General features: G+C 43.4%; 21 protein-coding genes. 16 read left to right on the forward strand and 5 right to left on the reverse strand.

Translation table 11 applies throughout. The annotated features are described in order from the left end of the window. Both OO778_RS08210 and OO778_RS08215 read left to right on the forward strand, forming a co-directional pair. A complete protein-coding gene (locus tag OO778_RS08210; RefSeq protein WP_053807362.1) occupies positions 1–1,338 on the forward strand; it encodes an ATP-binding protein in 1,338 nt (445 codons plus the stop codon). Beyond that, positions 1,325–1,798, forward strand: coding sequence for a response regulator (locus OO778_RS08215; RefSeq protein ID WP_053807363.1), 474 nt, complete (start codon positions 1,325–1,327; stop codon positions 1,796–1,798). The genes OO778_RS08210 and OO778_RS08215 overlap by 14 nt, the downstream gene beginning before the upstream one ends. 128 nt (positions 1,799–1,926) lie before the next feature. Here the strand turns inward: OO778_RS08215 and OO778_RS08220 are convergent, their stop codons facing one another. Next, positions 1,927–3,630 (reverse strand): EAL domain-containing protein, encoded by a 1,704-nt coding sequence (locus OO778_RS08220; protein ID WP_006741581.1) that lies wholly within the window; start codon positions 3,628–3,630, stop codon positions 1,927–1,929. 486 nt (positions 3,631–4,116) lie between these two features. On the opposite strand from OO778_RS08220, the gene OO778_RS08225 reads away from it, so the two are divergent. The 4 genes from OO778_RS08225 (at position 4,117) to OO778_RS08240 (ending at position 8,814) form a co-directional block, all read left to right on the forward strand. Continuing rightward, positions 4,117–5,334, forward strand: coding sequence for an HD-GYP domain-containing protein (locus tag OO778_RS08225; protein ID WP_005394162.1), 1,218 nt, complete (start codon positions 4,117–4,119; stop codon positions 5,332–5,334). Positions 5,335–5,526: 192 nt separating this feature from the next. After that, complete coding sequence (locus OO778_RS08230) at positions 5,527–6,150, forward strand: LysE family translocator (protein WP_012841868.1); 624 nt, start codon at positions 5,527–5,529, stop codon at positions 6,148–6,150. 214 nt (positions 6,151–6,364) lie between these two features. Then, a complete protein-coding gene (locus OO778_RS08235; protein ID WP_264911299.1) occupies positions 6,365–7,909 on the forward strand; it encodes a YjjI family glycine radical enzyme in 1,545 nt (514 codons plus the stop codon). Positions 7,910–7,932: 23 nt separating this feature from the next. Continuing rightward, on the forward strand, positions 7,933–8,814 hold the full coding sequence (locus OO778_RS08240) for a YjjW family glycine radical enzyme activase (RefSeq protein WP_264911301.1): 882 nt from the start codon (positions 7,933–7,935) through the stop codon (positions 8,812–8,814). A gap of 24 nt (positions 8,815–8,838) precedes the next feature. Here OO778_RS08240 and OO778_RS08245 read toward each other — a convergent pair whose 3' ends face one another. Then, complete coding sequence (locus OO778_RS08245; protein WP_185090763.1) at positions 8,839–9,768, reverse strand: LysR family transcriptional regulator; 930 nt, start codon at positions 9,766–9,768, stop codon at positions 8,839–8,841. Positions 9,769–10,184: 416 nt separating this feature from the next. On the opposite strand from OO778_RS08245, the gene OO778_RS08250 reads away from it, so the two are divergent. Beyond that, positions 10,185–10,955, forward strand: a complete 771-nt coding sequence (locus OO778_RS08250; RefSeq protein ID WP_047008736.1) for a TerC family protein — start codon at positions 10,185–10,187, stop codon at positions 10,953–10,955. Between the two features lie 160 nt (positions 10,956–11,115). Further along, positions 11,116–11,718, forward strand: coding sequence for a 2OG-Fe(II) oxygenase (locus OO778_RS08255; RefSeq protein WP_047008737.1), 603 nt, complete (start codon positions 11,116–11,118; stop codon positions 11,716–11,718). 61 nt (positions 11,719–11,779) lie between these two features. Here OO778_RS08255 and OO778_RS08260 read toward each other — a convergent pair whose 3' ends face one another. Continuing rightward, a complete protein-coding gene (locus OO778_RS08260; RefSeq protein WP_264911303.1) occupies positions 11,780–13,045 on the reverse strand; it encodes an HD domain-containing protein in 1,266 nt (421 codons plus the stop codon). 624 nt (positions 13,046–13,669) lie between these two features. Here OO778_RS08260 and OO778_RS08265 point away from each other — a divergent pair. The 8 genes from OO778_RS08265 (at position 13,670) to OO778_RS08300 (ending at position 24,326) form a co-directional block, all read left to right on the forward strand. Beyond that, positions 13,670–14,863 carry an iron-containing alcohol dehydrogenase gene (locus OO778_RS08265; RefSeq protein ID WP_074191419.1) on the forward strand — a complete coding sequence of 398 codons (1,194 nt, stop codon included), beginning with the start codon at positions 13,670–13,672 and terminating at the stop codon, positions 14,861–14,863. A 161-nt stretch (positions 14,864–15,024) separates the two neighbouring features. Then, on the forward strand, positions 15,025–16,230 hold the full coding sequence (locus OO778_RS08270; protein ID WP_074191420.1) for an aromatic amino acid transport family protein: 1,206 nt from the start codon (positions 15,025–15,027) through the stop codon (positions 16,228–16,230). Between the two features lie 274 nt (positions 16,231–16,504). Further along, complete coding sequence (locus OO778_RS08275) at positions 16,505–17,629, forward strand: HD domain-containing phosphohydrolase (protein ID WP_074191421.1); 1,125 nt, start codon at positions 16,505–16,507, stop codon at positions 17,627–17,629. Positions 17,630–17,716: 87 nt separating this feature from the next. Further along, positions 17,717–17,935, forward strand: coding sequence for a hypothetical protein (locus OO778_RS08280; RefSeq protein ID WP_005377723.1), 219 nt, complete (start codon positions 17,717–17,719; stop codon positions 17,933–17,935). A gap of 325 nt (positions 17,936–18,260) precedes the next feature. Then, the gene (locus OO778_RS08285) at positions 18,261–19,025 is read left to right on the forward strand and encodes an ABC transporter ATP-binding protein (RefSeq protein WP_264911304.1); all 765 of its coding nucleotides are present in this window, start codon (positions 18,261–18,263) and stop codon (positions 19,023–19,025) included. A 10-nt stretch (positions 19,026–19,035) separates the two neighbouring features. Continuing rightward, complete coding sequence (locus OO778_RS08290) at positions 19,036–19,920, forward strand: ABC transporter substrate-binding protein (protein ID WP_074191422.1); 885 nt, start codon at positions 19,036–19,038, stop codon at positions 19,918–19,920. Then, positions 19,917–21,893, forward strand: a complete 1,977-nt coding sequence (fhuB, locus tag OO778_RS08295; protein WP_074191423.1) for a Fe(3+)-hydroxamate ABC transporter permease FhuB — start codon at positions 19,917–19,919, stop codon at positions 21,891–21,893. Before OO778_RS08290 ends, fhuB begins: the two co-directional genes overlap by 4 nt. Before the next feature lie 210 nt (positions 21,894–22,103). Further along, positions 22,104–24,326, forward strand: a complete 2,223-nt coding sequence (locus OO778_RS08300) for a TonB-dependent siderophore receptor (RefSeq protein WP_264911305.1) — start codon at positions 22,104–22,106, stop codon at positions 24,324–24,326. A gap of 41 nt (positions 24,327–24,367) precedes the next feature. Here the strand turns inward: OO778_RS08300 and OO778_RS08305 are convergent, their stop codons facing one another. Further along, positions 24,368–24,916, reverse strand: coding sequence for a hypothetical protein (locus tag OO778_RS08305; RefSeq protein WP_005377712.1), 549 nt, complete (start codon positions 24,914–24,916; stop codon positions 24,368–24,370). Between the two features lie 250 nt (positions 24,917–25,166). After that, positions 25,167–26,942, reverse strand: a complete 1,776-nt coding sequence (locus OO778_RS08310) for an ABC transporter transmembrane domain-containing protein (RefSeq protein WP_264911306.1) — start codon at positions 26,940–26,942, stop codon at positions 25,167–25,169. Position 26,943: the final 1 nt, after the last annotated feature.

Genomic DNA, 26,943 nt, shown 5'->3' on the forward strand with positions numbered 1-26,943 from the left:
ATGTACGAAACGAAACTAGATGCGTTAGTACAACGCTATTTTAACCATCTTGAACGCCGATTAACGGTCCTATCCGGATCGGTGCTTATTGAGCAAGCTGGCTACAACGATCGGTTGTACTACGTGCTGTCAGGAGAGTTGGCTGGCTATTATGCGGAAGATGACAAGAAGCCAATTCAGGTATTTTCTGCGTCTCAAGGTGCGTTTATTGGCGTACATAGTTTCTTTTCTGGTACATGGACGGCCTCTTCGACAGTTATTGCTCAAACCGACGTTGAACTGGCTTGGATACAGCGTGATACGCCCGCGGTGGAAGAGGCGACATACGGACCATTGACGACACAATTTATGCCTGTGATGGTGAACGAGTTATCTCGGCGTCAACGGCGTGCAATGCAAGAGGCCTTGGCTAAAGAAAAAGCGTTACAAAAGCTGCATACCGCAGAGCAAATGACAACGTTAGGACAGCTTGCCGCGGGTATTGCTCATGAGTTGAACAATGCTATTGGTGTGGTAAGCAGTAAATCTGAGCGACTCGAGTCGGTCATCATGGAATTGCTTGAAGAAGTTCATCCGGAAGCGAGTCAGTTTTTTGATTTTGGTTTGATGCAAGGACAGAAAGTCTCTTCCAGCGAAGCGAGAAAGCGGGGGCGTCACTTCGAAAAATATTACGGCTTACCCAAGGATCTCGCGCGTGATCTCGCTCGTGCCGTTCCAAATAATTTCCTGTCGGAGCATTGGTTAAAAAGACCCGAAGAAGCGATACGTTTCTGGCAAATGGGGCGAGACCTTCATGATTTGCGTATTGCCTCTAAACATACTGTTGGCATTGTACGTTCAGTGAAACAATTGGGGCGTACGGATATCGACTTGGATGAAGCGTTTAATATTAATGACTCAATCAATCGAGCGCTGGCCCTATTGCAAAGTGACTTAAGACGCGTGAGCGTACGTTTTAGCCCAGCGGACTTGCCGGACTTTGTCGGCTCTCAAACCGAACTCGTCCAAGTTTGGGTCAATATTTTAAAGAATGCGTGTGATGCACTTGGTCAAACCGAAGATCCGGGGATCGAAATACATACTCGAGAGAGTAAGGGGAAAATTTTGGTCACGATTGCTAACAACGGACCAGAAATCGATGAAGCGACACGCAGAAAAATTTTCCGGCCAAACTTCACCACTAAAAAGGGTGGGTTGTCGTTTGGTTTAGGATTAGGGCTGTCGATTGTGAAACGCATTATCGCCGGATATAACGGCTCTATTGTGGTAAAGAGCGACAGTGAAAAAACAATTTTTAGAATCAAGTTACCAGTAGAGGGTGAACATGGAGAAGCTTAATGTAATTTGCGTTGATGACCAACGAGAGGTATTAAGCGCGGTTCTACAAGATTTAGAGCCGTTACATCAGTGGTTGAATATCGAAGACTGCGAATCCGCAGGTGAGGTTCTAGAACTGATGGATGAGCTTGATGCAGAAGGCGAGATGATCGCATTAATAATTTCTGATCATGTCATGCCAGGTAAAACAGGAGTGGAACTACTGACAGAGGTATCACAAGACAGTCGTTTTGTTCGCACACGTAAAGTGCTTCTGACGGGGCAGGCGACGCACGCGGATACCATTAATGCGATTAACTCCGCAGGTATTGACCGCTACTTTGAGAAGCCATGGCAAGCGAGCCAATTGATTGAGTGCGTTAGAAACTTGGTGACTCAATATATCTTTGATATGGGCTTAGATTACACTCAATATCACGAACACTTAGATCAGAGAGTTGTTTTTGAGCGCCTACGTTAATCAAGGCTCTCTAAGGTTGTTTTCGTCACGGCCAGTTAGTGTCTGAAGTTTACTGTGAGTAGTTCAGCATGCTTAACGTGGCCGTGCGGAATAGCGTTAATTCTGGGATTATTTCGCCGAAGAACGGTTTAGCTCAATGAATAGCGACTGGCACTGGCAACAGAGAGTGGTTTAGAGAACCAATAACCTTGCAAATAATCGACGCCCATCTCGGAAAAGAAGTCACACATTTTTGCGTCTTCGATGCCTTCTATCACCACTTCAATATTGTTTTCCTGACACATAGTGATAAGAAACTTCAAATACTCTTGAGAAGAGCGATTGGTCAGTGTCTTCCATGCCATCGACTTATCAATTTTGATTTGTGTCATCGGCAAGTCGAAGAAGCTATTTAATGAACTGTAACCAGAGCCAAAGTCATCGAGCGAGAGTGCAAAACCTAACTCCCTGAGCGTGCTTAGGGGGGCAATAGCCGTCTGGTTATTATCCAAAATAAACGTTTCTGTCAGTTCCAAAACAATAGACTCGGGGTCAACGCCTGCTTCATCCGCCATGGCTTTAATTCGCGTAGGGAATTCGCTGTTCATCAACTGAAGTACAGAAACGTTCACGTTAACACGAACTTGGTTTTGGTAACGTTCACGGTAGTTTTTAATGAATTCACACGCTTTGGCAAATACTTGATATCCCAGTTCGACGATCAATCCTTTGTTCTCCGCTACAGGGATAAACTCGTCGGGATAAATTTCGCCAAACTCTTTGCTACGCCAGCGCACTAGTGATTCGAAGCTCACCACTTTTGAGCTTTTGGCGTCAATAATTGGCTGGAACTTAACACTTAATGTCTGTTTTTCTAGCGCACTTTTAAGACCTTGCTCAATAAAGAAGTAGCGATCAACGGCATGCTGCGTCTTCTCACTGTAGACCGCGACGCGGTCTCTATTTTGTTCGCTCGCGTACTGACAAGTTCTTGCCGCTTTACGTAAAATTTCCTCTGCGGAGTGACTAGGGTCAATACAAGGATACAAACCAATGCTAATGTTGCTACCTAGGTATTGGCCTTCTTCAATCACCGCTTCATGGTAGGTTTGTTTTAAACTTTCAGCGTAACTCTGTAGCGCTTCTATTGAGCACTCATCGTGAATCAAAATCGCAAAGTCATCATCATGCACGCGATACACCGAGCTGTTTGGAGAGGGCAAGTGACTGAGAGTTTGTAGCAACTTCTCTACTAACCCATCGACCAGTTCACTGCCATATTGATTCAAGTAAGATTTGATGTCTTCGATCTGAATATAACAAATAGACGCGCAAGAATCGGTGGTACGTACACTGTCCTCGATATCCAGCAAGAGATGGGCGCGGTTAGCCATGCCTGACGCGTTGTCATGAAATGCAACTTGATGGATGTAACTTTCCATCAGCTTACGCTCAGAAATATCGCGATGGCTGCCAACCATGTAATGGCCATGTTCTGTTTCTTTGGTCATGGCTACGCCTTCTATCCAGACGTATTGTCCATTGGGTTTACGAACTCGGTAAGTGGTTGTAACCCTCGTATTGTTGGTCGTGATGTGCGCATCGACCCTTGTGGACAGCCTTTCTCGGTCAAGAGGATGAACAAGTTCTAACCACTGCTCTAAACTGATTCGGCCAGCGTTAATACCGAGCTGTTCATAGAAGCCTTTGTTGTAAAATACCATGGTACCAAACTCATCCATGTAGAAGAGGCCTTCGTTAAATACGTCGAAGATATGAATGAATCGTTCTTCAACGATTTTCAGGAACTCTCGGTCACTATCTGAGGCTTGTTGGTCAAATATGGTGGTCAAGATATTTCCTCCTCGAGCGTGTTAGCATCAGAGATGAGTGTGGGGGTTTGATAACATAGAGTTGATCTGTTGGCGTACATTACAATCACAAAAGTATCAGTTCAAATTGTTTGGCTATCATTTTATGCGCTACTAGGTTAATAACATACTAAGATTAGGCGGCTAATCATCGACATTTATAAAAAATAGTCAACAGTAAAAATCATTTATAAAATACAGTTATTGATGCTGTCCGCAATCTATAAATATTTATGAATAATTATCCTCAAGTTATTTTAAGACGTGTCGGTTAGAGGTTCTGCTCTTGAGTGTCATATCTGTATATTTGCTAGGCTAAAGACCATATTAACAAAAAGGGCTTAGTGATAGCGATGGGTTATTAATTGACAGGATGCTCATTAATAGTAATCAATTCTAATTTATTATCACGCCAATTAATCAAATCTCTTATAATACTGCCGTTAATATCGAGTAAGCTTTCTTTTTATGCAGTACGATCCAAAAAATTCAATCAAAATTGCGCTCGCTGATGTCGGCGTTGGTATGTTTGTTACCGCGATAGAGCACAACAAGCGCGTAAATTTAGCCAATGCAGGGCGGATATCTAGCCCAGAGGGCATTAAGAAGCTTACCGCGAGCGGCGTGAAGTATGTTTGGGTAGATCAAACATTATCTTCTCAGAAGTGTGTCTTTAAGCCTGTGGATGAATCCATTGTTGCCGTAGAAGAGGAGCGAGAGCCCAAGTCCTCTGACTTTTCGAAGGTTCAACGCGCTTATCGCTCGAGAGATGTTCAACATAAACGAGCCAAAAAGCTAATTGCGGAAGCAAAAGATCTGGCGCAGAAACTATTGAATCAAACTTTTGAAGGCAAAATCATTGAAGTTGATGAGGTAGAAGCTTGGGCCGATGATGTCATTGAAAGCGTTTTTATCGACTCAGATGCGTTGCAATGTGTTTCTGCACTCCGAAAAAAAGACTCCTACTTGTTGGAACACTCCGTCAATGTGGCTTGCCTTTTAGTGTCATTTGGTAAGTACTTGGGGTTAGATAAGCAGACATTAAAGCAGCTCGCTATTGGTGGCATCATTCATGATGTAGGTAAAATTAAAGTTGATGACAAGATTTTGCATAAACCAGCAAAGCTAACACCTGAAGAGTTTGAACACATGAAGCTACATCAAGTGTTCGCTGGTGAGATTATTCTCCATGTAAAGGGCCTTAGTGATGTGAGTCGCGATGTCTGTTTGATGCATCATGAGAAGTTAGATGGCAATGGCTACCCTAGAGGTTTGAAGGGCGATGAGATTCCGATTCACGGCCGCATGAGTTGTATTGTTGATATTTACGATGCGTTGACGGCCGATCGCTGCTACAAAAAAGGCATGAGCTCAGCAGAAGCGTTTAAAATCTTGTTGAGTTTAACGCCATTTCATTTAGATGCAGACCTAGTCTACAAGTTCATTAATTGCGTTGGGATGTACCCAGTGGGCTCTATTGTTGAGTTGAGTGATGGGCGTGTTGGTATTGTTTGGTCCTCAAATGACTCTCAAGCTTTAAAGCCAGAAGTGAAGTGTTTTTACTCACGCAAATATCAGCGTTATATCGATGTGGCGATGGTTGATTTGAAAAATAGCCTACACAAAATAGAAAGAGCAGTCGCTCCGTCATCGTTAGAAATCGATCCCAAGCCTTTTTATGATTAAGAAAAATAAACATGCTTTACAACCTTGCATGCAGAGCGTATTTTGATTGCATAACTATCTATTAATGGTTTCTAAATTATGTAGGGATTAGGTGGTTATTAAAGAATCGAGTTTCATGGATGGAAACTGAGCTAGGAATATCTCAATAAAGATTGAGATATAACCCTCTACTTTTTGCGGGAAGGGATGCCAATGCAAATTGATACATGGATTTTTTACACCCTGGCCATTTTGGTGCTCACTGCATCGCCTGGGCCAAGCTCATTGCTGTGTTTAAGTAAAGGTGTGAGTAGTGGGTTTCGTATTGCCCTCATGACTGCGCTAGGCAGTTTATCAGCGATCACTATTATACTAACGCTTTCTTTTACCGGGTTAGGGGTTGTGATTGCCTCATCTGAGCTGGTCTTCAATATCATCAAATGGTGTGGTGCCGCTTATTTAATCTGGTTAGGCATTCAAGCGCTGCGCTCTTCTCAAACGGATTTTGACAAAACGGCAGCCGTCCAAAGCTCCTCGAATGGGATCAGCGCGTTCACCAGTGGTTTTATTGTTGGCGCTAGTAACCCGAAAGCGATTGTCTTTTTTACCGCTTTGTTTCCTCAGTTCATTGATCCCTCTGCGACTTTGCTGGCTCAATACGCGATTTTTGCATCTACATTTGTGGTGTTTGAGCTAAGTTGGCTAACATTTTATGCATTATTAGGTGTAAAAGCTTCAGACTGGCTGTTTGTCGCTGGAAGAGCCAAGTTGTTCAATCGCCTGACTGGCGGAGTATTTATTAGCGCGGGCGTCATGTTGTCGACGGCAAACCGATGAGAAAGCGCGTGTTCGGTGCATGGTTGGATTATTTCAATAGCGTAAGTTGCAATAACCTAATTTAGCGTTAGCTTATTTCCATTATGGAAATAGACGTTTTGTTTATTTTCATTAGTGGCAACAGGTAAGCCGGAGTAAAATCACGTTACTCTTTAGGGGTAGAATCCATGTTTTATCTTGTGGGTTTGTGGTTACTTTTTCAGGGACATCTCAGATGAAAAGCCTTTCTGAACTACAACAACGTTTTCTAGACATTGCGACTGATGTTCGTCTTTCTCCAAAACAAAAGTCGAACTTTTTGGCCTTGGAGGCGGAAGCATGTATTCCTTACATGTCGATTTCCCCATCGCTAAGACAAGCAATGGATGAAGGAATCATCTGTGATATGTTTGAAGGCCATGCACCTTTCAAACCACGCTATGTGCTGCCTGATTACGCTAAGTTCCTATCGCAAGGCTCTGAGTATCTAGAGTTGCTTCCAGCTGACGATTTCGATGATGCGCTGAATATGCTCACCATCATTTACCATCATGTTCCATCGGTAACGAATATTCCGGTGTATTTAGGTCAGTTGGATGATGTCTTACTGCCTTACATAGGCGACCTGACAGAGAATCAAATTTACAAAAAGTTAAAACATTTTTGGATCATGTTGGATCGCACATTGCCAGATGCGTTTATGCACGTGAATGTCGGACCGACAGACAATATTATTTGTCGCACTATTTTAAAAGTGGACGCCGAGCTCAAGCAGATTGCGCCAAATCTTACTTTCATGTACGACGAGTCGGTCACGCCTGATGATTTACTTCGTCGAGCGACGCAGAATATTTGCGAGTGTAGTAAGCCTCATATTGCCAATTACCCTGCGCACTCTAAAGCCTACAGCGGTTCACGTTTTGGTATTGTAAGTTGCTACAATTCACTGCCACTGGCTGGTGGTTCAAACACGCTGGTGCGAATGAACCTAAAAGAAGTCGCAGAACGAGCATCGGATTGTAACGACTTCTTAAACAGTGTTTTACCTCTATACCATCAATTAATGGTTGAGTTGATGGATGCTAGAAGTACGCACTTGCATGAAAAGTCCAATTTCTTTCAAGGATTTTTGACGCAAGAAGGGTTGATTGAAGAGTCCCGTTTCGCACCAATGTATGGCATTTATGGTATGGCAGAAGCGGTGAATCTTCTGTTCGAAAAAGAAGGCCAAACGGGGCAGTACGGAAAAGATGAACGTGCGAATGCCTTTGCTCATGATGTTTCAGCCACACTGGCGAAACTAGTGGAGTCAACCCCAGTGAAATACGGTTTGGATGGCAAAGCGCTCTTACATGCTCAAGGTGGTATTAGCTTAGATCTTGGCGTTACGCCAGGTGTGCGCCTTCCTTATGGAACGGAGCCAGACCCTGTCACTTATGTACAAGCAACAGCTGAGCATCACCAGTATTATCGTGCAGGTATCAGCGATATTTTGACGATTGATGAAACGGTGAAATCAAACCCAGAAGCGATGTTCAATTTGTGCAAAGGGGCATTAAATGCTGGCTATCGTGAGTTTACCGCGAATGTGGCCTCAAATGATTTGATTCGCGTTACGGGATACATGGTCAAACTTTCTGATATCGCAAAATATGATGAAGAAGGTTCGAGAACCAATACGACGTTTCTGGGAGCAGAGGCGGCAAAAAATACTGGGATTTTAGAACGCTCACCACGTGTGGTGAGTCATGAAATGACACCGACCTACACGCAGGCGTAAAGGTCGGTTTAGGAAAGAACAAGATGTCTAGACGAAGTGGAAGCCTTTTGGCAAAAGTCACTCGTATCCTTCCTTTCTCTTGTGTTGATGGGCCAGGAAATCGTCTAGTCATCTTTCTACAGGGTTGTAACTATCAGTGTTTGAACTGTCATAACCCTCATACAATAAACCATTGTAATCACTGTGGTGATTGTGTGAGTGAGTGCCCGGCAGACGCACTGAAGTTCGACGAAAACAACAACGTTGTTTGGCTTAAAGAGGAGTGCACCCACTGCGATCATTGTATAGAGATATGTCAGAACCAATCTAATCCAAAAATTACTGACTACTCTGTGGTAACAATGCTCGATTTGATACGCAAACATCGCTTTTTCATCAGTGGTGTTACAGTATCCGGTGGGGAATCTACCTTACAACTTCCTTTCATTATTGAGCTGTTTAAAGGGATGAAGCAAGATCCTGAGCTACAGCACCTTTCTTGTTTCATCGACAGCAATGGCTCTTTATCAGTGACAGGTTGGCAGCGTGTGCTTCCTTTTCTGGACGGTGCGATGATCGATTTGAAATCGTGGCAGACAGAGACGCACCAGTGGCTAACTGGGCGTGATAATCACCGTGTATTCAAAACGCTTCAGTACCTCGCAAAGCATGAAAAATTGTATGAAGTTCGGTTACTGCATATTCCAGGGAAAAGTGATTTAGATATAGAAATCGTAGCGATTGGGCGCTATTTGAGTACTTTGCCTGAATCGGTGCTTATCCGTTTAAATACATTTCAACATCACGGAGTCATGGGGGAGGCGCTAACTTGGGATGCGTGCTCTCGCCATGATATCGAACGCTTAAAATCAGAACTTTTACGTTACGTGAGTAACCCCATCGCAGTGCCGGCTGTACTCACGTAATGCAGTTTTGATTCGTTATCTTACTCACGCGTCTAGCATGGCACAGGCATCGAGCAATTGTTTTTGTAGCCATTTTAAAGCCGGATCGTTCAAGCTCGCTTTGTTCCAAACGAGGCTGTAGGCTACCTGTCCATAATCGAATGGAAGGGATTGTTCAACCAAGCCTTTTGCTTGCATGGCCGCCCTTGCCCAAAGTTTGGAACAGGTGAACAAGTAATCTGAGTGCTGACACATCACCGCAGCTGAGCCAAAATCCGCTACACGCATAGCCATATTTCGCTTCGAGTGCCTTTGTGTGAGGTTCTGCTCGAAATAAGGTTGTGAGAGATCTTTATCATGAATGCCAATGTGTCTTGCACAGAGGTAGCTTTCAACAGACAAAGGCTGTTTAGAGAGTGGATTTGATGGTCCCATTAAACAAACCATTTCGTCTTTCAGAATGGTTTGCCATACCAAGTCTTTGTTTTGCGTGGGCGGCTGACTAAGATCGTGTGGAAGCAGCAAAAAGTCCACTTGGCCTCTTACCAACGCATCGAAACTCATTTCCTCTTTTGCATGCACATTCAAATGTGCGTGATTACCGAGTTGCTGAGATAAATGTTGTAGAACTGGCGCAAAAAGCTCAAACGAACTTTCACGCATAGCTAATGAGAAACTGCCCTGATAGTAAGCTGGATTAAATGAGCCCTGATGTAATAATCCATTCATGCTAGAGAGTATGCCATGGATCGAGGGGCCAATGTGCAGCGCAAATGCTGTTGGTACCAAGCGAGTACCATCGCGATAAAAAAGGTCATCTTTCAGCGTTTCACGTAATTGCCCAAGTGTTTTACTGACGCTCGAAGGTGTTACACACAGGCGCTCTGCGGCAAGCGTAACACTATGAGTGGTTAACAACATATGCAATACGGTGAGATGTTTTAGGCTAATGCGTGAAAGAGCAATGTAGTCCATAAATAGCATGGTTTCTTATGATTTTTGGCAGTATATCAGGATGAAACAAATTTTTACTATTGTTTATTTCGTAAATGAGCATCTTTCGCTTTGAGCTCAATGTATTTAACGTGTTGCGTAAAAATAACTTGAGTTTTGTAAGATCAAAGAATTCTCTTGGGTTTGTTAGGTCTTTGTCGTTTTCCTTTCTTCAATTTAAGAATTTCTATTTCATTTATCTTTCTAGTGCGAGGGCTGAATAGTTTGTGTACGAATGAAAAGGCGTCATTACCTATTAAAAATAGCCATTGTGTTGTTAATTGTTTGGTGATTTACTCAAGATTACTTAAGTAACAGAGGTATAAATAATTAATGGACGACCCCTTTAGTCGACAGAACCCTTCACCGTATGTCTTCCCATCACTGGAGGCGTACTCATGTTAGAACTTTTCATGCAACCAGAGGCTTGGGCGATTTTCGCCACTTTGTTTGCGCTTGAAGTTGTCTTAGGCGTTGATAACGTCGTTTTTATCTCCGTCCTATGTGAAAGATTGCCACTGCATCAACGTAAACTGGCAAGAAACCTTGGTATCGGCCTTGCTGTTATTGCTCGTATTGCATTGGTTTTTTCTATCTCTTGGATTATGCAGTTGACTCAACCACTGTTTTCCGTCGTAAACCAAGCGTTTACCGGAAGAGACGTGATCATGATCGCGGGTGGTGCATTCCTATTGGCAAAAAGCCTGAAAGAGTTGTGGAGCTGGTTAAATCACAATGAATCTGGCCACTCGACTCATGCTCGTACTGGATTAGCGGTAGTGCTGCTGCAGATTGTTGCTGTGGATGCGGTATTCTCAATGGACTCGGTGATAACCGCCGTGGGTTTGACAAGTGATGTCCCGCTTATGGTCGCGGCGATTGTCTCGTCTGCAATCGTGATGGTAATGACTGCTGAAAAAATCAATAATCTGGTGACGCGCTATCCCGGCTTTAAAACGTTGGCACTGCTGTTCCTCGTTTTATTGGGTGGCTTATTGATGGCAGAAGGCTTCGCAATTCATATCAATAAAGGTTATGTGTACTTTGCGATGGCATTTGGTTTGATTCTGGAACTTTGTCATATCCAGCTAAAAAACAAACAGCGTCCTAGCATTAAGCGTCTTCGTCCGTTGCGAATTCGAGCAACGAGATTAGAAGCTCGTCAATAATAAACGACATTGCCGCTCACATGAGCGGCATTTTTATATCTTGTATCATCTATTTTAATTCTCGTTTTGCTTCGTTGTCGTCTCGATAAAAAATCGCATTTGTTGTTGTGTCGCAGATTTTTTATATAGAGCGCCCAACTAACACGAGTGAACGAAAATAATGAATAAAATGATCGATGCGTTAGCAACCAATGGCTACTATATCTGGGATGACTTTCTTTCTGAACAAGAGGTGGCTCAACTGCGAGATTGCATTCCAAGCAATTGGAAAAAAGCACGTATTGGTCGTAACGATGATGTTACTCGTATTGAATCTATTCGTAGTGACAAGATTCAATGGTTATCGCCAAATATGGGGCATGCTGTTACTTCTTACTTGGATAAAATGGAAGAGATCCGCCAAGAAGTGAACCGTCACTTGTTTCTTGGACTTTTTGAGTACGAAGCTCATTTTGCCAAGTACGAGAAAGGGGACTTCTACCAAAAACATTTAGATTGCTTCAAAGGTAACGAAAACCGTCGATTGACGACCGTTTTTTATATGAACGAATCCTGGACGGAAGAAGACGCGGGTGAATTAGTAGTATACGATTTGAATGACAATAAAATTGCAACCATTCCCCCACGATCTGGGCGTTTGTTCGTATTCTTATCTGAGCAGTTCCCACATGAGGTGTTACCAACCAATGCCGAGCGTTTTAGTATCGCTGGTTGGTTCAGAATCAATGGTGTGCGAGATAATTTACTTGATATTGCTAGGTAGCTGTTTGTCGGCCTAGTCTTATCATCCTAAAAAAGGGGGCGTGTGTTCGCCCCTGTTTTGATTAAACGTCGGTTGAGAGTTCGTAACACTCTGTCATGTTTCGTTCTAATACCGTATAAACGTTAGAGCAGAGCTCCTCTTTGGCTATTTGCTCACCCATAATGTCGGCGATCTGTGTTTGAGTCATTCGTCCTCGATAGGGGCGATCTTGAGACAGGGCTTGGAAGACATCCGCGACAGCAATGATACGCGATGGAACATCGAGCTCGTCGCCTGTTTTGTGATAGGGATAGCCCGAGCCGTCTAAACGTTCATGATGATTGGAAGCCCACTCCGCTATTTTCGCGTTAGGGAAGACCTTATGCAATGCGAGCTGAGTATCAATGGTATGGCGTTTAATGCGTGTGTACTCTTGTTTGTTTAGAGAGCCTTCTTTGTGAAGGATTTCATCTGGTGTTTTTAACTTTCCAATATCATGCACCAGCCCTGCAATATATAACATTTCTTGATCGTGCTCGTTTAGCCCAAGCTTAATCGCGAGATACCGAGATAACTCCGCCACTTTTTGTGAATGTTGATAAGTGAATGGGCTCTTTGCATCAACAATTTGAGCGATAAACATTCCCAAACTGTTCATATCTTGGATGGTTAATTGCTTTTGAAGCCAATCAATGCTTTTAAAATTTAGGCCTATGGTTTCAATATTTTCCGACTCCATCGCGAACCAAAACGCGTCGGTCATGACGAGTTTAACCATTGCTTCGGCCATACTTGGATTAAACAAGGTTCCAACGTTTGCCATGATACACTCAGCAATCAATTCCTCATGAAGCGTGACAATGTCACAGTGGCAGTTCATGACGTATTTTGAGCGCATAAAATCAAGGCGATCCGATAAGTAGAGCAGGGCGGCCACCTCTTTTTCAAAAGGCGGTAAATCGAGCTCTTTTAGTTCGCTCCAATGTGTATGGTGGTAAAGAACTGGTGTCGCAAATTGGCGCAACAAACGACACTGCTTGAGGCTTCGGTACCCTCTTAAGCAGTGTGTTTTCACGTCTTGTGGCACCAGCTCTCCAAGTAACATTTTATGTTCTTGTGTTTCGGAGACTCCACAGTCGTGGATCATACCTGCGAAGTAACAAAACTCCGCTTTTTCTGGCTCCCAACCCATGACGCGAGCACATTGGTAAGCGATATAAGCGACACGATGGCTGTGGTGAGTATCGTCAACACCGACATAATCGAGTGCTCGAGCAACCCAGATAAGTGCTTGTTTTAGATCGACTTCAAAGCCCGTGTCCGTATGGGAATGGCAAGAATGATTCATGGTTTATACCGACATTGCTAATTAGCCCACGCGAAACCCAAATCAGAAGGTGATAGGAAAATTGGGTACGACAGCGAATAGACCCCAAAAAGGTGGGCGTTTAGACGTAGTTTTAATTATGGGGCGGATAATAATCCTAGTTGCATAACAATATCACCTGAAGCTCATGATTAAGAGTCAGTTATTTGAACTAAGTATTAGTTTTGAAAGATTGTTGTTGCTTTTATTGACTTATTTGAAAACGACAATAAATCATGATGTAACGCATTCTTATTTGTATTTTTATAAGTGATGTTCGGATTAGATTACTGATATACCGTACCGTTATGTGATTAAGCAGAATCCATATTTTTGAGTTTGTATGAATGATAAGGCACCTTCAATAACCTCTTTATGATCGGCAAAGCCGAAGGGGGGGAGTTATTAAGGTAACGCTAATGGAAAATCATAAAAAATAATTTTCTCTACAGCTCATGTGGTGTGGGGAGATCAAGATAACGGTATTACTCCCTCAGCAGCATTTATGTGTTGATGGAATGACTTAATTAAAAAATGTGTGATTGCAAAGTAAGCATAGGTGATAAAAGTAGCTAGAATGATAGCTCTAAATGAAAAGGATTTCGTATGTTGAAGCATCGCTTATATCGGACTTACACTGCAGGGCTAAAAATAGCAGCTCTTATCCTTCCTATGCCGAGACCAACCTTGTTTTCCGGCCCTGGTTCGATGAATGAGCTATTAGAATCGATGACCGAACTGGGATTTAAACGCGTCTTATTAGTTACCGACGAAGGGTTAGTCCAAGTCGGTATTGTCGATAAGGTGCTCAAGGCGGCAGCACAACTCGATTTACAGTTAGATGTTTTCTCGAAAGTGCAGCCCGATCCTACCTATGATCAGGTAGAAAGCGGTCTAGAGGCTTACCATCGTTTTCATTGTGAGGGCATATTAGCTTTGGGTGGTGGCTCGGCAATGGACTGCGCAAAGGTCATTGCTGCGAAAGTTACCAATAAACGGCCAATAAAAAAGTTAGCTGGACTATTGAAAGTATGGCGAATGCCAGCTCCTCTGTTTGCTATTCCAACGACCGCAGGAACAGGAAGTGAGGTCACCATCGCCGCGGTCGTATCAGATCCCTCCTCACACATTAAAACCCCTTTGATGGATCCAAAGTTGGTGCCACTAATGGCAGCTTTAGATGCGAACTTAATGATTGGTTTACCTCCTAAGATCACGGCTGATACTGGCGTTGATGCATTAACTCACGCTATTGAGGCGTATGTGTCGAGAAATGCTACTCAAGAAACTAGGGCTTACTCTGTTGCCGCCATTAAGTTAATTTTTAAGTATCTTCCTCGGGTCGTAGCACAAGGGGATGATGTTGAAGCTCGACATAAAATGGCCATGGCATCCTACTACGCAGGTTTAGCATTTACGAAAGCGAGTTTGGGTTATGTTCATGCGTTTGCTCACACATTCGGTGCGAAATATGGAATACCTCATGGCATGGCAAACGGATTAGCCTTGTTACCTGTGCTGCGCTTTTCATTATCAGAGATAGAGCCTCAACTAAGAAAACTCGATGCGTTGACGGCCGAAGGGCTGTCAGGTGAGGCGAGTGCTCAACACTTTTTGACGCATGTGGAGTCTTTGTTTGCAAGCATTGATATTAAGCAGACAAGTGCACTCATTCAGCGCGAAGATGCTGATGCGCTTGTAGATTTAATTCTGAAAGAGGCGCACTGGAATTACCCTGTCCCTAAGTTCATGAGCAGGGAAGAATGTACTCAGCTATTGTTGGATATTAGTGGTGTGTAAGTTTTTATTTACACTTGTGGTTTTTTATCCTTACGCTTTGCTTGATCTTCTGCTGAAGATCCTACAATATCGACAGCATTACAAATATGGTATTGGTTTCGGTACGCCGTTACCCGATTTAATACCGATAATTCCTAATAAAGTGTAAAGATAAATATACAATGAGTCGTTCTAAAGTATTCGGTAGTACTCTAATTATCGCGGGAACTACAATAGGTGCTGGCATGCTAGCCCTTCCACTTGCCTCTGCCGGCATTGGTTTTTCAACTTCAATCATCATCATGCTCAGTTTATGGGCTCTGATGGCTTTCACTGCCTTACTCATGCTAGAGCTTCATCAGCATGCAGAAAGTAGTGCAACTCTTCATACTTTAGCGAAACAGATCCTAGGCCAAAAAGGCAAGTGGGTGGCAAGTTTTGCGATGTTGTTTCTGTTCTACTCATTGTGTGCAGCATACATCGCTGGCGGTGGTGCTCAGTTCGGAGACCGCCTTGCACAATGGTTTGACCTTGATATTTCAGGGCCTACATCAACGATAATCTTTACCTTGATTGTGACTTTAGTTGTGACAGTTGGTACAGGTACGGTCGATAAAGTTAACCGCGTGTTGTTCGCGATGAAACTTGTTGCGATGGTTGCTGTGCTTTCTTTTCTTGCTCCAAACGTTACGGAATCTTACTTATTGAGTATGCCGATTGAGCAAGGTCTTATTGTAGCGGCGATTCCTGTTATCTTTACTTCGTTTGGTTTTCACGGAAGTATTCCGGCAATTGTGAATTACTTAGATGGCGATACTTCTTCTTTGCGCAAAGCCGTTATTATTGGCTCGACGATCCCGCTCGTGATTTACATCTTTTGGCAGATCGTGACATTGGGTGTGGTTAGCCAAAGTACGCTTATTGAAAACGGCGGGTTGAGCGCCCTTATTGGTCAACTATCGCAGACGGTGCACCAATCAAACTTAGGCAACATTGTCGGTGTATTTGCTGATTTGGCACTGTTAACGTCATTTCTTGGTGTGAGTTTGGGTCTATTCGAATTTTTGGGTGATACCATCAAAGGGAGCAACGATAAGCCTAATCGCTTGGTTGCGGCACTCGTGACGTTTACCCCACCGCTGGGCTTCGCACTTTTTTACCCTCAAGGCTTTATTATGGCTTTGGGTTATGCAGCGATTGCATTAGCGATTTTAGCCATCTTTTTACCTCTGGTTATGGTGATCAAGGTTCGTAAATCGGATGATTTTACAGGAGAGTACCGAGTAGCTGGTGGCCAAGGCGCATTAGTGATAACGGGTATCGCTGGCACAGGTATCGTATTAGCTCAGGTGTTAATTACTTTGGGTGTGCTTCCTGCTTTAGGCTAGTTGTTTAGAACGTTCTCTGAATAACCTCTAGTTACTGAATCCATCGTAATCAATCAGTATTGTTAAGCCAACGAGTTTCGCTCGTTGGCTTTTTTAATCTGGATCAAATTACCGTAAGATATTCGGTGAAAGAATTGGTAGAAATGTGCTTTTATTTCGTACACTTAAGTTGTGGTATATCGATAATTTAAGTGGAGAAAACCGCTCAAAATACCATTGAATTTGCAACACAATGAGCTTCTCTTGTTTCTCTGCTTGGGTGTGGAGGTGAAGTATGGCGCACCGGAGTTTTTACCCGTTTGCAAAACCGCTTAATGAGCAACTGCAAACGCTAAAGGGCAGGATGCAGGCGCACTTGCCGTGTATTGATAGGGTGTCATTTGCTAAATATCACCCAAACCAAGATGTGCTCAAATCATTTGCAGAAAGTGAGTTCGACACTTGGTGTTTAGCCCACCATGAGTCAGCATTCCGTAAACTCCACCACCTCAATATTGCCTCCAAAAACGCGATTCCTCGGATCGTCGAAGACCTTCACTATATTAATCACTGTCCTCGGGTTCAAACCTTACTCAAACACGGATACCAGTCGTCGGTTGCGATTCCTTGTTACGACAATAAAGCATTTACAGGCTTTGTGTTTTTAAATTCCACTCAGCCCAATGCGTTTAGCTTAGAAGCGTTGAATAGTCTCAAACCTTATTTCGAAATGATTCAATTTGCGGTTGAATCAGAAGACCACGTCGTTAGCGCGATAGAAACGTTGGCGAACCGAATGCAATGTATGATGCCAGGCTACTCCCCTGAGTTTTACGCGCATACCAAACGAATGAAGTACTACAGCCAAGTCATCGCAACGCAGTTAGCGGATCGTTATCACCTGAATGATGAAATGGTCGAAGATATTGGTATTTTTGCTCAATTCCATGCGCTCAGTGATGTTCAGCTGCCAGTTGAAATTGCTAGTCGCCGAACAAATTATACTCAAGAACAAGAGGCGATATTGATGCAACATATTGAGCGTTGCATCGACTCGGCCGATGACATAGTGGCTCGTATCGGAAATCCGGTTCACCCGAGTGTGACTTTGTTTTTGCAGATGGTTACTTATCAATACGAAAACTTAAATGGTACTGGTTATCCGTATGGTTTAACCAGTGACGATATACCAATCGCCGCGCAAATTACGGCTGTCGCGAATGCCTTTGATTTTATGACGACGCACCATCCGTACAGACAAGCGTGGTCCATCCCATACGCATTGTTAGAACTTGAAAAATGGGTATATCAGGGATGGTTATCTCGAGAATGTGTTAATGCTCTGCGAGAGCATCAAGGTTATATAAAGAAAATCATCCACAAATATCCGGAGCACTATACAGGCTTGGGGTTAATGTGAAGAGCAGTAACGAAGTTGAAATGTTGACGAGGAGGAATATTTAAACAATACTGTTTTTATATACAGTAATAAGTTTGGAGGTGAAGTATGTTGTGGGAAACCCTTGAAAGAGTAAACCGCTTACGCCAACAAGCACTTGCAAATCCTGAGTTTGTTGAGTCAGCAAAAGAGCACGAGCAAGCACTTCAGGAGCAAGAATACCATTATCAAACGAAGAAAAAGCGTTCAGCCAAAGACAAACAAGGTAAAAAGTCGCTGGCCGATATCTATAAAGAAGTAGAGTTTGGCGCTGACGCTCGTCATTAATTTATTCACTGCGGCATTTCTCATTTCTTCATGCGCCGCAGTATTCATTTAAATTTATGCGAGGGCAGTGGTAGACCGCTGCTCTCGTTGACCTGCCGACAATCCACTAATGAAGTCATCCGCAACAAATAATCATTAACGCTTAGTAATTCTCTCAATGATCTTGCTGGTGTAATGATAATGACAACGGTTTGCATTTGTATCTTTGTTGTTATATAAAACCTCCCTTATTAATCGTTCTGTTGAATAAGAACGGCAAACGTGATCAACGAATGAAAGCGATTGATTAGCTTTCATTTGTGAATGGCTATTAGGTGAAGTAGGGATGTTGGAAGCTAAAGCACTCCAGTTTGAGATTGAAGGCAAGTCATTGCTAAAAGCGTTTGATGTGACATTTGAACCTGGAAAAACATACGCTCTTGTTGGGCACAATGGTTCAGGAAAATCCACATTGTTAAAGTTGCTGGCACAGCAACAGCCATACACCGCTGGTGACGTGGTTCTGCATGGAACGAGCATTAACGATCTTTCAGCGAAAAAATTCGCCCAACACATTGGCTACTTGCCTCAGCATCTTCCGGTGACCGACAGTATTTTAGGTCGAGATTTAGTCGGTTTTGGTCGTTACCCATGGCATGGTTTACTTGGTCGTTTGAGCAAGAAAGATCATGACATTGTTGAAGAATCAATGGCGATGACAGGAACACTAAAATACGCAGATCGCTTAGTTGATACGCTATCTGGAGGGGAGCGCCAACGAGTGTGGCTAGCCATGCTATTAGCGCAAAAAACCGAGTATTTGCTTCTTGATGAGCCTTTGTCTGCGTTAGATATTAGCCATCAAGTCGATATGTTGAAGCTCATCTCTAAACTCAGTAAAGAGTTGGGTTTGGGCGTTATTATCGTATTGCACGACATCAACTTAGCGGCGCGCTTTTGCGATCATATCGTTGCATTACATCAAGGTGATTTGATTGCACAAGGCAATGTTGAACAGGTGTTTACTGAACCTAAGCTAAGGGACATATACGGGATAGAGATGAAGATCTCTGACCACCCTGCGGGTTATCCGGTGGCGATGCCAAGCTAGAGGTTGAATAATGAGCAGTACAAACACTCGACTTAAGCATTTCTCTTTCGCTCTCTCACTTAGTGCGCTTTTGGTCAGTTCCTTTCAAGCAGTAGCAGAGGCGTCACCTCGGGTGATGTCGGTTGATTGGACACAAACTGAAACGATGTTGGCGTTAGGGGTTGTGCCCGTAGGCGTCGCTCAAGGGCAAGATTACGATGCTTGGGTAAAATCGCCACCGTTACCACCTCAAACTAAGGATGTAGGGTTAAGAACTCAACCCAATATAGAGCGTATTTACGAGCTCAGACCTGACCGTATTTTTATTGCCCCGTACTTCTCCTCAATGAAGCATCGCTTAGTCGATATTGCCCCCGTTACCACGATTGACTTATATGAAAGCGGGATTACAGATTGGTCGGTACTTACTCGTTTCACTCGGAGGTTTGGTGAAGAGCTAGGAAGAGAAGCGGAAGCTGAGGCACTTATACAAAAATATGAAGAACGTTTCTCTTTATTAAAACAGCGCATAAACAAAGGCCAGCCGCCGCTTTTAATGATTCAGTTTATGGATACGAAGCACGTTCGTGTTTTTGGTCAGAATAGCCTTTACTCTCAGGCTATCGAAAAGATTGGGCTGAGTAATGCGTGGAACGAAGAGACAAATAGCTGGGGCTTCAGCTTAGTCGGCATCGATAAGTTAGCAGGTATAAGAGCCCAAATTGTTATCGTTGAGCCATTGCCTCACGGTGGCGAAAAGCAGCTCTCTCAAGATCCGTTTTGGCAATACGTTGTTCAACAGTCTGGTGAGAAGGTCATGCAAGTCGCACCTGTTTGGAGTTTTGGTTCTATGCCTTCAGCGCTTCGGTTCGCGGAGTTAGTTACGGCGAGTAAGGTCGAGGAGTTAGAACAATGAAAGCCATGCCTTTAAGCCTTGTGGTGTTACTTTCGGCATTTACCTTTTCTATTGGTGCTTTCCAATTGTATCAAGCAAGTTCATTCTCACTGGCTCTTAGCAGTTTATGGAAACCTAACTTTCAATCTATCGATTCCGTCTTACTTCACTTTAGCTGGTGGCCTCGAGTCTTCACCACGATTATTTCTGGTGCCGGATTAGCGGTTGCTGGGGTATTAATGCAACAAGTTCTGCGCAATCCTCTTGCTTCGCCAACAACATTAGGTGTGGCGAGCGGTTCAAGTTTTGCTTTGATGTTAGCTACGCTATTTGCCCCTTGGATGTTGGATATAGCACCTAATTTGGTTGCTCTCATCGGCGGTGTGACATCGATGGGGTTGGTGATGCTGTTGTCATGGCGACGAGCGTTATCTCCAACGGTTGTCGTCGTTTCTGGGTTAGTGATAAACCTGTACTTTGCATCATTAAGTACGGTTATTCTGATGATGAATACCGAAAAGCTGAATGGATTAATGATATGGGGAGCGGGCTCGCTTGTTCAGAGCGGATGGGGTGATTTCTCGTATCTTGCACCTCGAATCGCACTTGCTACGGTTATCGCATTTGTGTTTGCAAAGCCGTTAAGTCTGTTAGAACTCTCCGAGCAAGGTGCCAAGAGTTTAGGTGTCTCGCTAGCCAAACTGCGCTTTGTCTGTCTTGGGCTTGCGGTACTAATCACTTCTTGGGTCGTTTCTGCAGTAGGAATCATCGGTTTCATCGGATTAGCAGCGCCAGCGATTACTCGATTGATAGGTATCAATAAAATCCAGCATAAGCTTTGGGTATCAATGCTGATTGGTGCCATGTTATTGACTTTAACCGATTTGGTTATTCAGCAACTGCCGGGGCTAATGGCGAGTTTTATACCAACGGGAGCAGCAACGGCTGCACTGGGCGCTCCGCTACTGTTATGGCTGCTACCTCGCTTATCACAAAAGACGCAGGGTCATACTCAGACGGTGTTAACTCGGCATCGTCAACATGTTTACAGGCTAAACCCTAAAGCGATCTTATTGTCATTGATCGGCACGCTAATTTCCGTTGTTCTTTTTGCCACAGTTGCTGTGCAAAATGAAGGGTGGACAAACTTGTTTGCTAGCCAAAATTGGATTTTTTTGGAATGGCGCGCACCTAGATTATTTGCAGCAGCAATTGCGGGGGCAATGTTAGCGATTGCTGGCACCATGATTCAACGCCTAAGTGGAAACCCAATGGCCAGTCCAGAAGTGATCGGCATCAGTTCAGGGACAGCGATGGGGTTGATCATCGCGATGTTTACTGGGTTAAGTTCGTCAATTTTCACTCTTTCTTTAGGCGGGCTTGTAGGTGCGTTAGCGACGGTATTGGTCATTGTGCTGCTAAACCGTAAATCAGGTTTTCAGCCGGAGCGCATTTTGTTGACTGGTATTGCTATTACCGCACTGATGAATGCAATACAGAGCTTTATTCTAGCCACTGGTGACCCAAGAAGTTATCAAGCATTGGCTTGGTTGTCTGGGTCTACCTACTATGTTTCGGTTGAAACGTTACTCCCATTGTCTTTATCTGCGCTTGTCTTTATAGGGTTGAGTTTTCTCTGCGTAAGATGGCTAGATATTCTTCCTGTTGGCGCCGCTTCCTCTAAAGCACTTGGGATTTGCGTTGATCGTTCGCGCGCGATACTGCTGCTTTTAGTTGCTTGTCTCACGGTCAGTGCGACATTGGTTGTTGGTCCTATTAGCTTTGTTGGGTTACTGGCTCCGCATTTAGCTCGTTTATTTGGCTTTAACAAAGCGTCACAACACATGTTATGCGCCGCGATATTGGGTTCCGGCGTGATGTTGTTGACCGATTGGTTGGGACGACAAGTTCTTTACCCGCAAGAAATACCAACAGGGCTGATGGCGTCTCTCATTGGCGGTTTGTATCTGATGTGGGGATTACGCCGTTTATAGATACCAGCTAAGCCTCAACGAAGAAAGTACTTATACAACAAACAAGCACTCGCAATGGCATTGGTAACCTATGCCACTGCGAGTGCCTTATGCAAAAACCTCTGGTTTGTCTTTATGGAAACAACTGGCGATGCCGTAACTCGCTTTTCTTTCAGCGTTCGCTGAAGTCATGAAGGGTTAGTTTGGCTGCCGACAAAAAAGGAGAATAATATGACTCGGCAGTTTATGCTGACACCAACGTCAATGGCGGTTGTATTAGCGTTATCAACACCAAATGTCTTGGCTCAGGAAGATCAAAATATAGTCGTGATTGGACAGCAGCAAGACAGTGCAGTTGGTCCTGATTTTAGTTATCTTGGAGCGAAGAGTCGGGCAGCGACGAAAACTGATATTGCCATCAATGAGACTCCAAGAGCGGTGTCTGTTGTTACGCGAGAACAAATGGATGATCGTGCCTCTATTAGCATTTCTGACGCACTACAGTACACACCAAGTATTCAAACTAATTATTTTGGCGAAGATAACAAGCAAGATTGGTTTATTATTCGTGGTTTTAAACAGGCGAACAGCGGGCTGTATCAAGATGGTACCCGTTTATATTCTTCTGGTTTTTATAGTTGGCAAATAGATCCGTTTGCTTTGGAAAGGGTTGAAGTGTTACGTGGTGCCGCTTCTGTTCTTTATGGGCAAAACCCTCCAGGTGGGGTCATCAATGTCGTCAGTAAGCGACCTCAATTTGATGGGGGCTCAGGGCTTGTATCTTTGGAGTACGGTTCTGAAGACCGTAAACAACTTTCTCTTGACGTAAACTCTGAGGTGAGTGAGCAGTTAGCTTTCCGCTTTCAAGGGTTAGCGAGAAAAAATGGGACGAGAATTAGTGGGGTAGAAGCGGAGCGCATTCTTCTCTCTCCATCAATGACGTACAAATTTACTGAGACGTCTGAAATTACCTTTCTAACGAGCTATCAAAAAGACGACTCAGATCCTTATCTGCAATTTTTGCCAGTTGAAGGAACATTAACGCCAAACAAAAATGGAAAGATCAGTGATAGTTTAGCGATAGGTAATCCTAACTGGGAGACCTTTGAGCGTGAGCAGGTGTCTTTAGGCTATGAGTTTTCTCATGCGTTTAATGATACCACTTCATTTGTTCAAGCAGCTCGTTACAGTGAAATGGATGTTAAGTTGAGACAAATGTATTCGTACGTTTACTCGGCTGATGTGTCTGGTTTGGGGCCGATTTTAGATCCATTAAATGAACGCAAGACCATACTTCGGGGCGCTTCAACAGAAGATGGGTCATCCGATGCTTTTAATATTGATAATCGTTTGATGCACCAAGTAAATTGGGGAAGCGTTGAGCATAACTTGATGTTGGGCTTAGATTTTCAAATGATCAGTATCGATGGTAAGGACTTTGCTAATGATCCTATCGTTGCTGATGGTAATGCACTCTTAAACACACCAATGGGAGCTTTGCCCGATCCTAGGTTTAATGTATTTAATCCTACTTATTCGGATAACATAATGTTACTCGATCCGAATACGCTACAACCATTGAGCGAAACCGATAAGCAAAGAACGAAAATCGATAATCAGCAACTCGGCGTCTACTTTCAAGATCATATGCTGATCAACGATAAATGGGAGATGTTATTGGGGGCACGTTACGACGATACAAGTAATGAAGTACATAATGTTACCACGGGTGCTCGCACGAAAGTCGATAATGGAGAGTGGACGTTTAGCGTGGGAACGGCTTATATTTCTGATTCTGGCTTCACGCCATATTTTAGTTACTCTCAGTACTTTGATCCAATTATTCAAGAAGACAGCAATGGTAAGCCAGCGAAGCCTGAAAGCGGTGATCAATTTGAAATCGGTATGAAGTACCAACCGGATTCATTCGATGGCTATTTCAATATCGCAACGTATCGGGCAACAAAAGAAAATTTGGCTCGTATCTACTTGAGTGAATTGACGCAAATAGGAAAAATAGAAAATAACGGCGTTGAGTTTGAAGCTGTAGCCAATGTGACACCTTCTTTAACATTAATCGGAAACATAGCCTATGTTGATGCAGAGATAAAAGAAGACGTCAATAAGACATGGGTTGGCAAAACACCTTCTCAAGTCGCGAATACCGTATCATCAGCTTGGGCACATTATCGTTTCTTTGATGGACCTCTTGATGGCTTTTCGGTTGGCTTAGGTGCGCGCTATACAGGTGAGTCATACGGAGATAATGAAGAGAGACTAAAAGTACCAAGTTATTTCTTAATGGATGCGACGGTCAGCTATCGTATTGGAGATTACAAGCTACAAGTCGCAGCTAAAAATATCACTGATAAAGAGTACATAGCGACATGTGATGGTTTTTGTTGGTATGGTGATCGACAAAATGTTATTGCAAGTTTAACTTACGATTGGTGATTTAACGGATAAATAAACACCCCTAGTGTAGGGGTGTTTATTTAGAAATCGGCTTTGCGGACAAAATGTGGGTTTTTGTACTTTTTCTGCGGACCAAACGATGATACGACAAGTTTGTTCCATAATGTTTTGTCAAACTCACCCTTTGGAATCGAAGGGTAGAGGGTTTCCTCTTCTTCTCTTGCAAAGTTCATATATTGTTTCTTTTTAATTTGATTGTACTTTTTGGCGATCTGGTTATGTTTTCTTACCCACTCCAGCTTGTAATTGTGGAGCACTTTTTCACCATCTTCGAGACTCATTCGAGATAGGAACAGTCGCTTGTATGAGACCTTTCTGTCCAGCATTGTGCGCATAACGGTTTGGATATATTTACCGTGATGCGTAATGGTAATGTCGTTTTCATCAATAGGAGTGACACACCAGCCTTTAGGTAAAAAGTCTGGCTTCTTAAATTGCTTATTACGCTCCATTAGCGCCTGATGTAAAACTAAATCAGAGGTGCCGCGGAACGTCTTTTGCCATTTACCGATACGAATTTGAATCGAACCAGGCAAGCGATAGATGTTAGTAAACTTATCTTTGTCCATGGACTTGTGTCATGAGATTAATGTGCATAATTAGAAAGCGGAATTCAGCCCAATGCCACAGGCAGTAGACTTAAGTACCGTACGATTTTACAACGACCTTGCGTGATATAGCGAGGGGTTATGTCAATAATAGGTAAGAAATAGAAAATTAGTTCACATTATGAAGAAATTGGAAGCTTACAAGGCTAAATTTTGAAGTTACACCAATTATGCCCATGCCGACTAAATAAAAGAAGGCACGGGCATAAAATCACACCGCTTCTTCGAGTTGCTTGGTGTCTTCTTCAATCTGTTGTAGGTGTCGGTTTGCTTGCTGTAACTGATACATTTGAGCATAACGACCATTTTGCGTTAAGAGTGCTTTGTGTGTACCTTTCTCGACTAACTCCCCATGATGAAGAACAATGATTTGGTCTGCATCTAGGATAGTTGACAGCCGATGAGCAATAACAACGAGCGTCATGTCTTGTCTGAGTACCGCCAAGCTCTTTTGGATTAAAGCCTCTGTTCCTGAGTCAATATTTGCGGTTGCTTCATCTAATATCAATACCTTAGGTTTTACCACAAGCACACGTGCTAACGCCAAAAGCTGTTTCTGACCTGCAGATAAATTAGTTTCGCCTTGACCTAACTGCGTGTCTAGCCCGTTAGGGTAACGATGAATTTGTTCTGCCAAACCTACCTTGTCTAACGCATCCCATATTTGATTGTCATCAACCGCCCGACTGAGAGAGATGTTTTCTCTGACTGAAGCAGGGAGAATATGTGGATCTTGTTGAACCATTGCCACATCTTTGCGAAGTACGTCTTTCCCTAATGTTTTAAGTGGACGACCATCTATGAGCAGTTCACCACATTGCGTTGGATAAAAGCCCATTAACAGTGACGCTAATGTGCTTTTACCGCTTCCTGTATGCCCGACAAGCGCGATAAAGTCTTGGTGGTTGGCCTTCAACGAAATGTCTTTTAGGACGTCCTGTTTACCATCGTAGCTAAATGTGAGGTCTTTAAGTTCGATAGCACCTGACCTTAATGGTTGATGATCGCCCCCGTAAGTTTGTTCTTTCGCATCAATCAATTCAAAAACACGTTCGCTTGATACTAACGCCTGCTGAAGTAGAGCAAGTTGCTGAGTCATCTCAATTAGTGGTTCAGTAACTCGCGCAAGATAACTGATAAATGCATACAGTACCCCCACACCAATCAACTCAATACCATTAAAACCAAAGATCGCAACCAAGCAAAGCAACGCAAGACCAGCGAGTAAGTCCATTAATGGTCTTAGCAGATAGCCGTTTAGCCGAATCACTCGTTTAGATGCCACCAGATGCTCTGCGGTTAGCTCGTTGAACTGTTTATTAAAACGCTCTTCTTGTTGCATTAATTGGATGACACTCATCCCTTGAATGGATTCACTCAGATTCGCATTTATATCGGTCAATAGGTCACGCATCTTTCGGTAGCTTTCTGTACTTAGTTGCTTAAACAAGTACATAAAGCCGATGACGATCGGTAGCAATACAAGCACAACAAGTGTGAGTTTCCAGCTCATGAAAAACATAACGCCAAGCATCACCACAATCATGACCACGTTTTTCACCACGGTCGCGATCAAGAGCTCATAAAATTGCTGTAGAGATTCCGTATCGTTGGTGATTCGCGATACCAATTTTCCAGCAGGAGTGTAATCAAACGCAGATAACGGCTGCTTAATCACGCCAGAAAATACTTGCTTACGAATCGCTTTGATCGTGTTAGCCGCGACAATGCTAAATTGCAATGACTGAAAATACTGGAATGTTGCCGATACGATCTGAAGAGCGATATAACCTACTGCTAGCGAAATCAGAATATTTTGTGAATAGTCACCTTTAGCGATGTGCTCATCAATGAAATATTGAATCAACCAAGGGCCGCCAGCGCTGGCTAACGCTGCGATAAACAGCAAAGCAAGTCCTTTAATCATTGGCTTTGGTTGAGATAATGGGTAAGACATCAACCGTTTAAACGTACTGGTCTGGTTCATT

Origin of the sequence: Vibrio sp. STUT-A16, assembly GCF_026000495.1 — a bacterium.
Lineage (GTDB): Bacteria > Pseudomonadota > Gammaproteobacteria > Enterobacterales > Vibrionaceae > Vibrio > Vibrio diabolicus.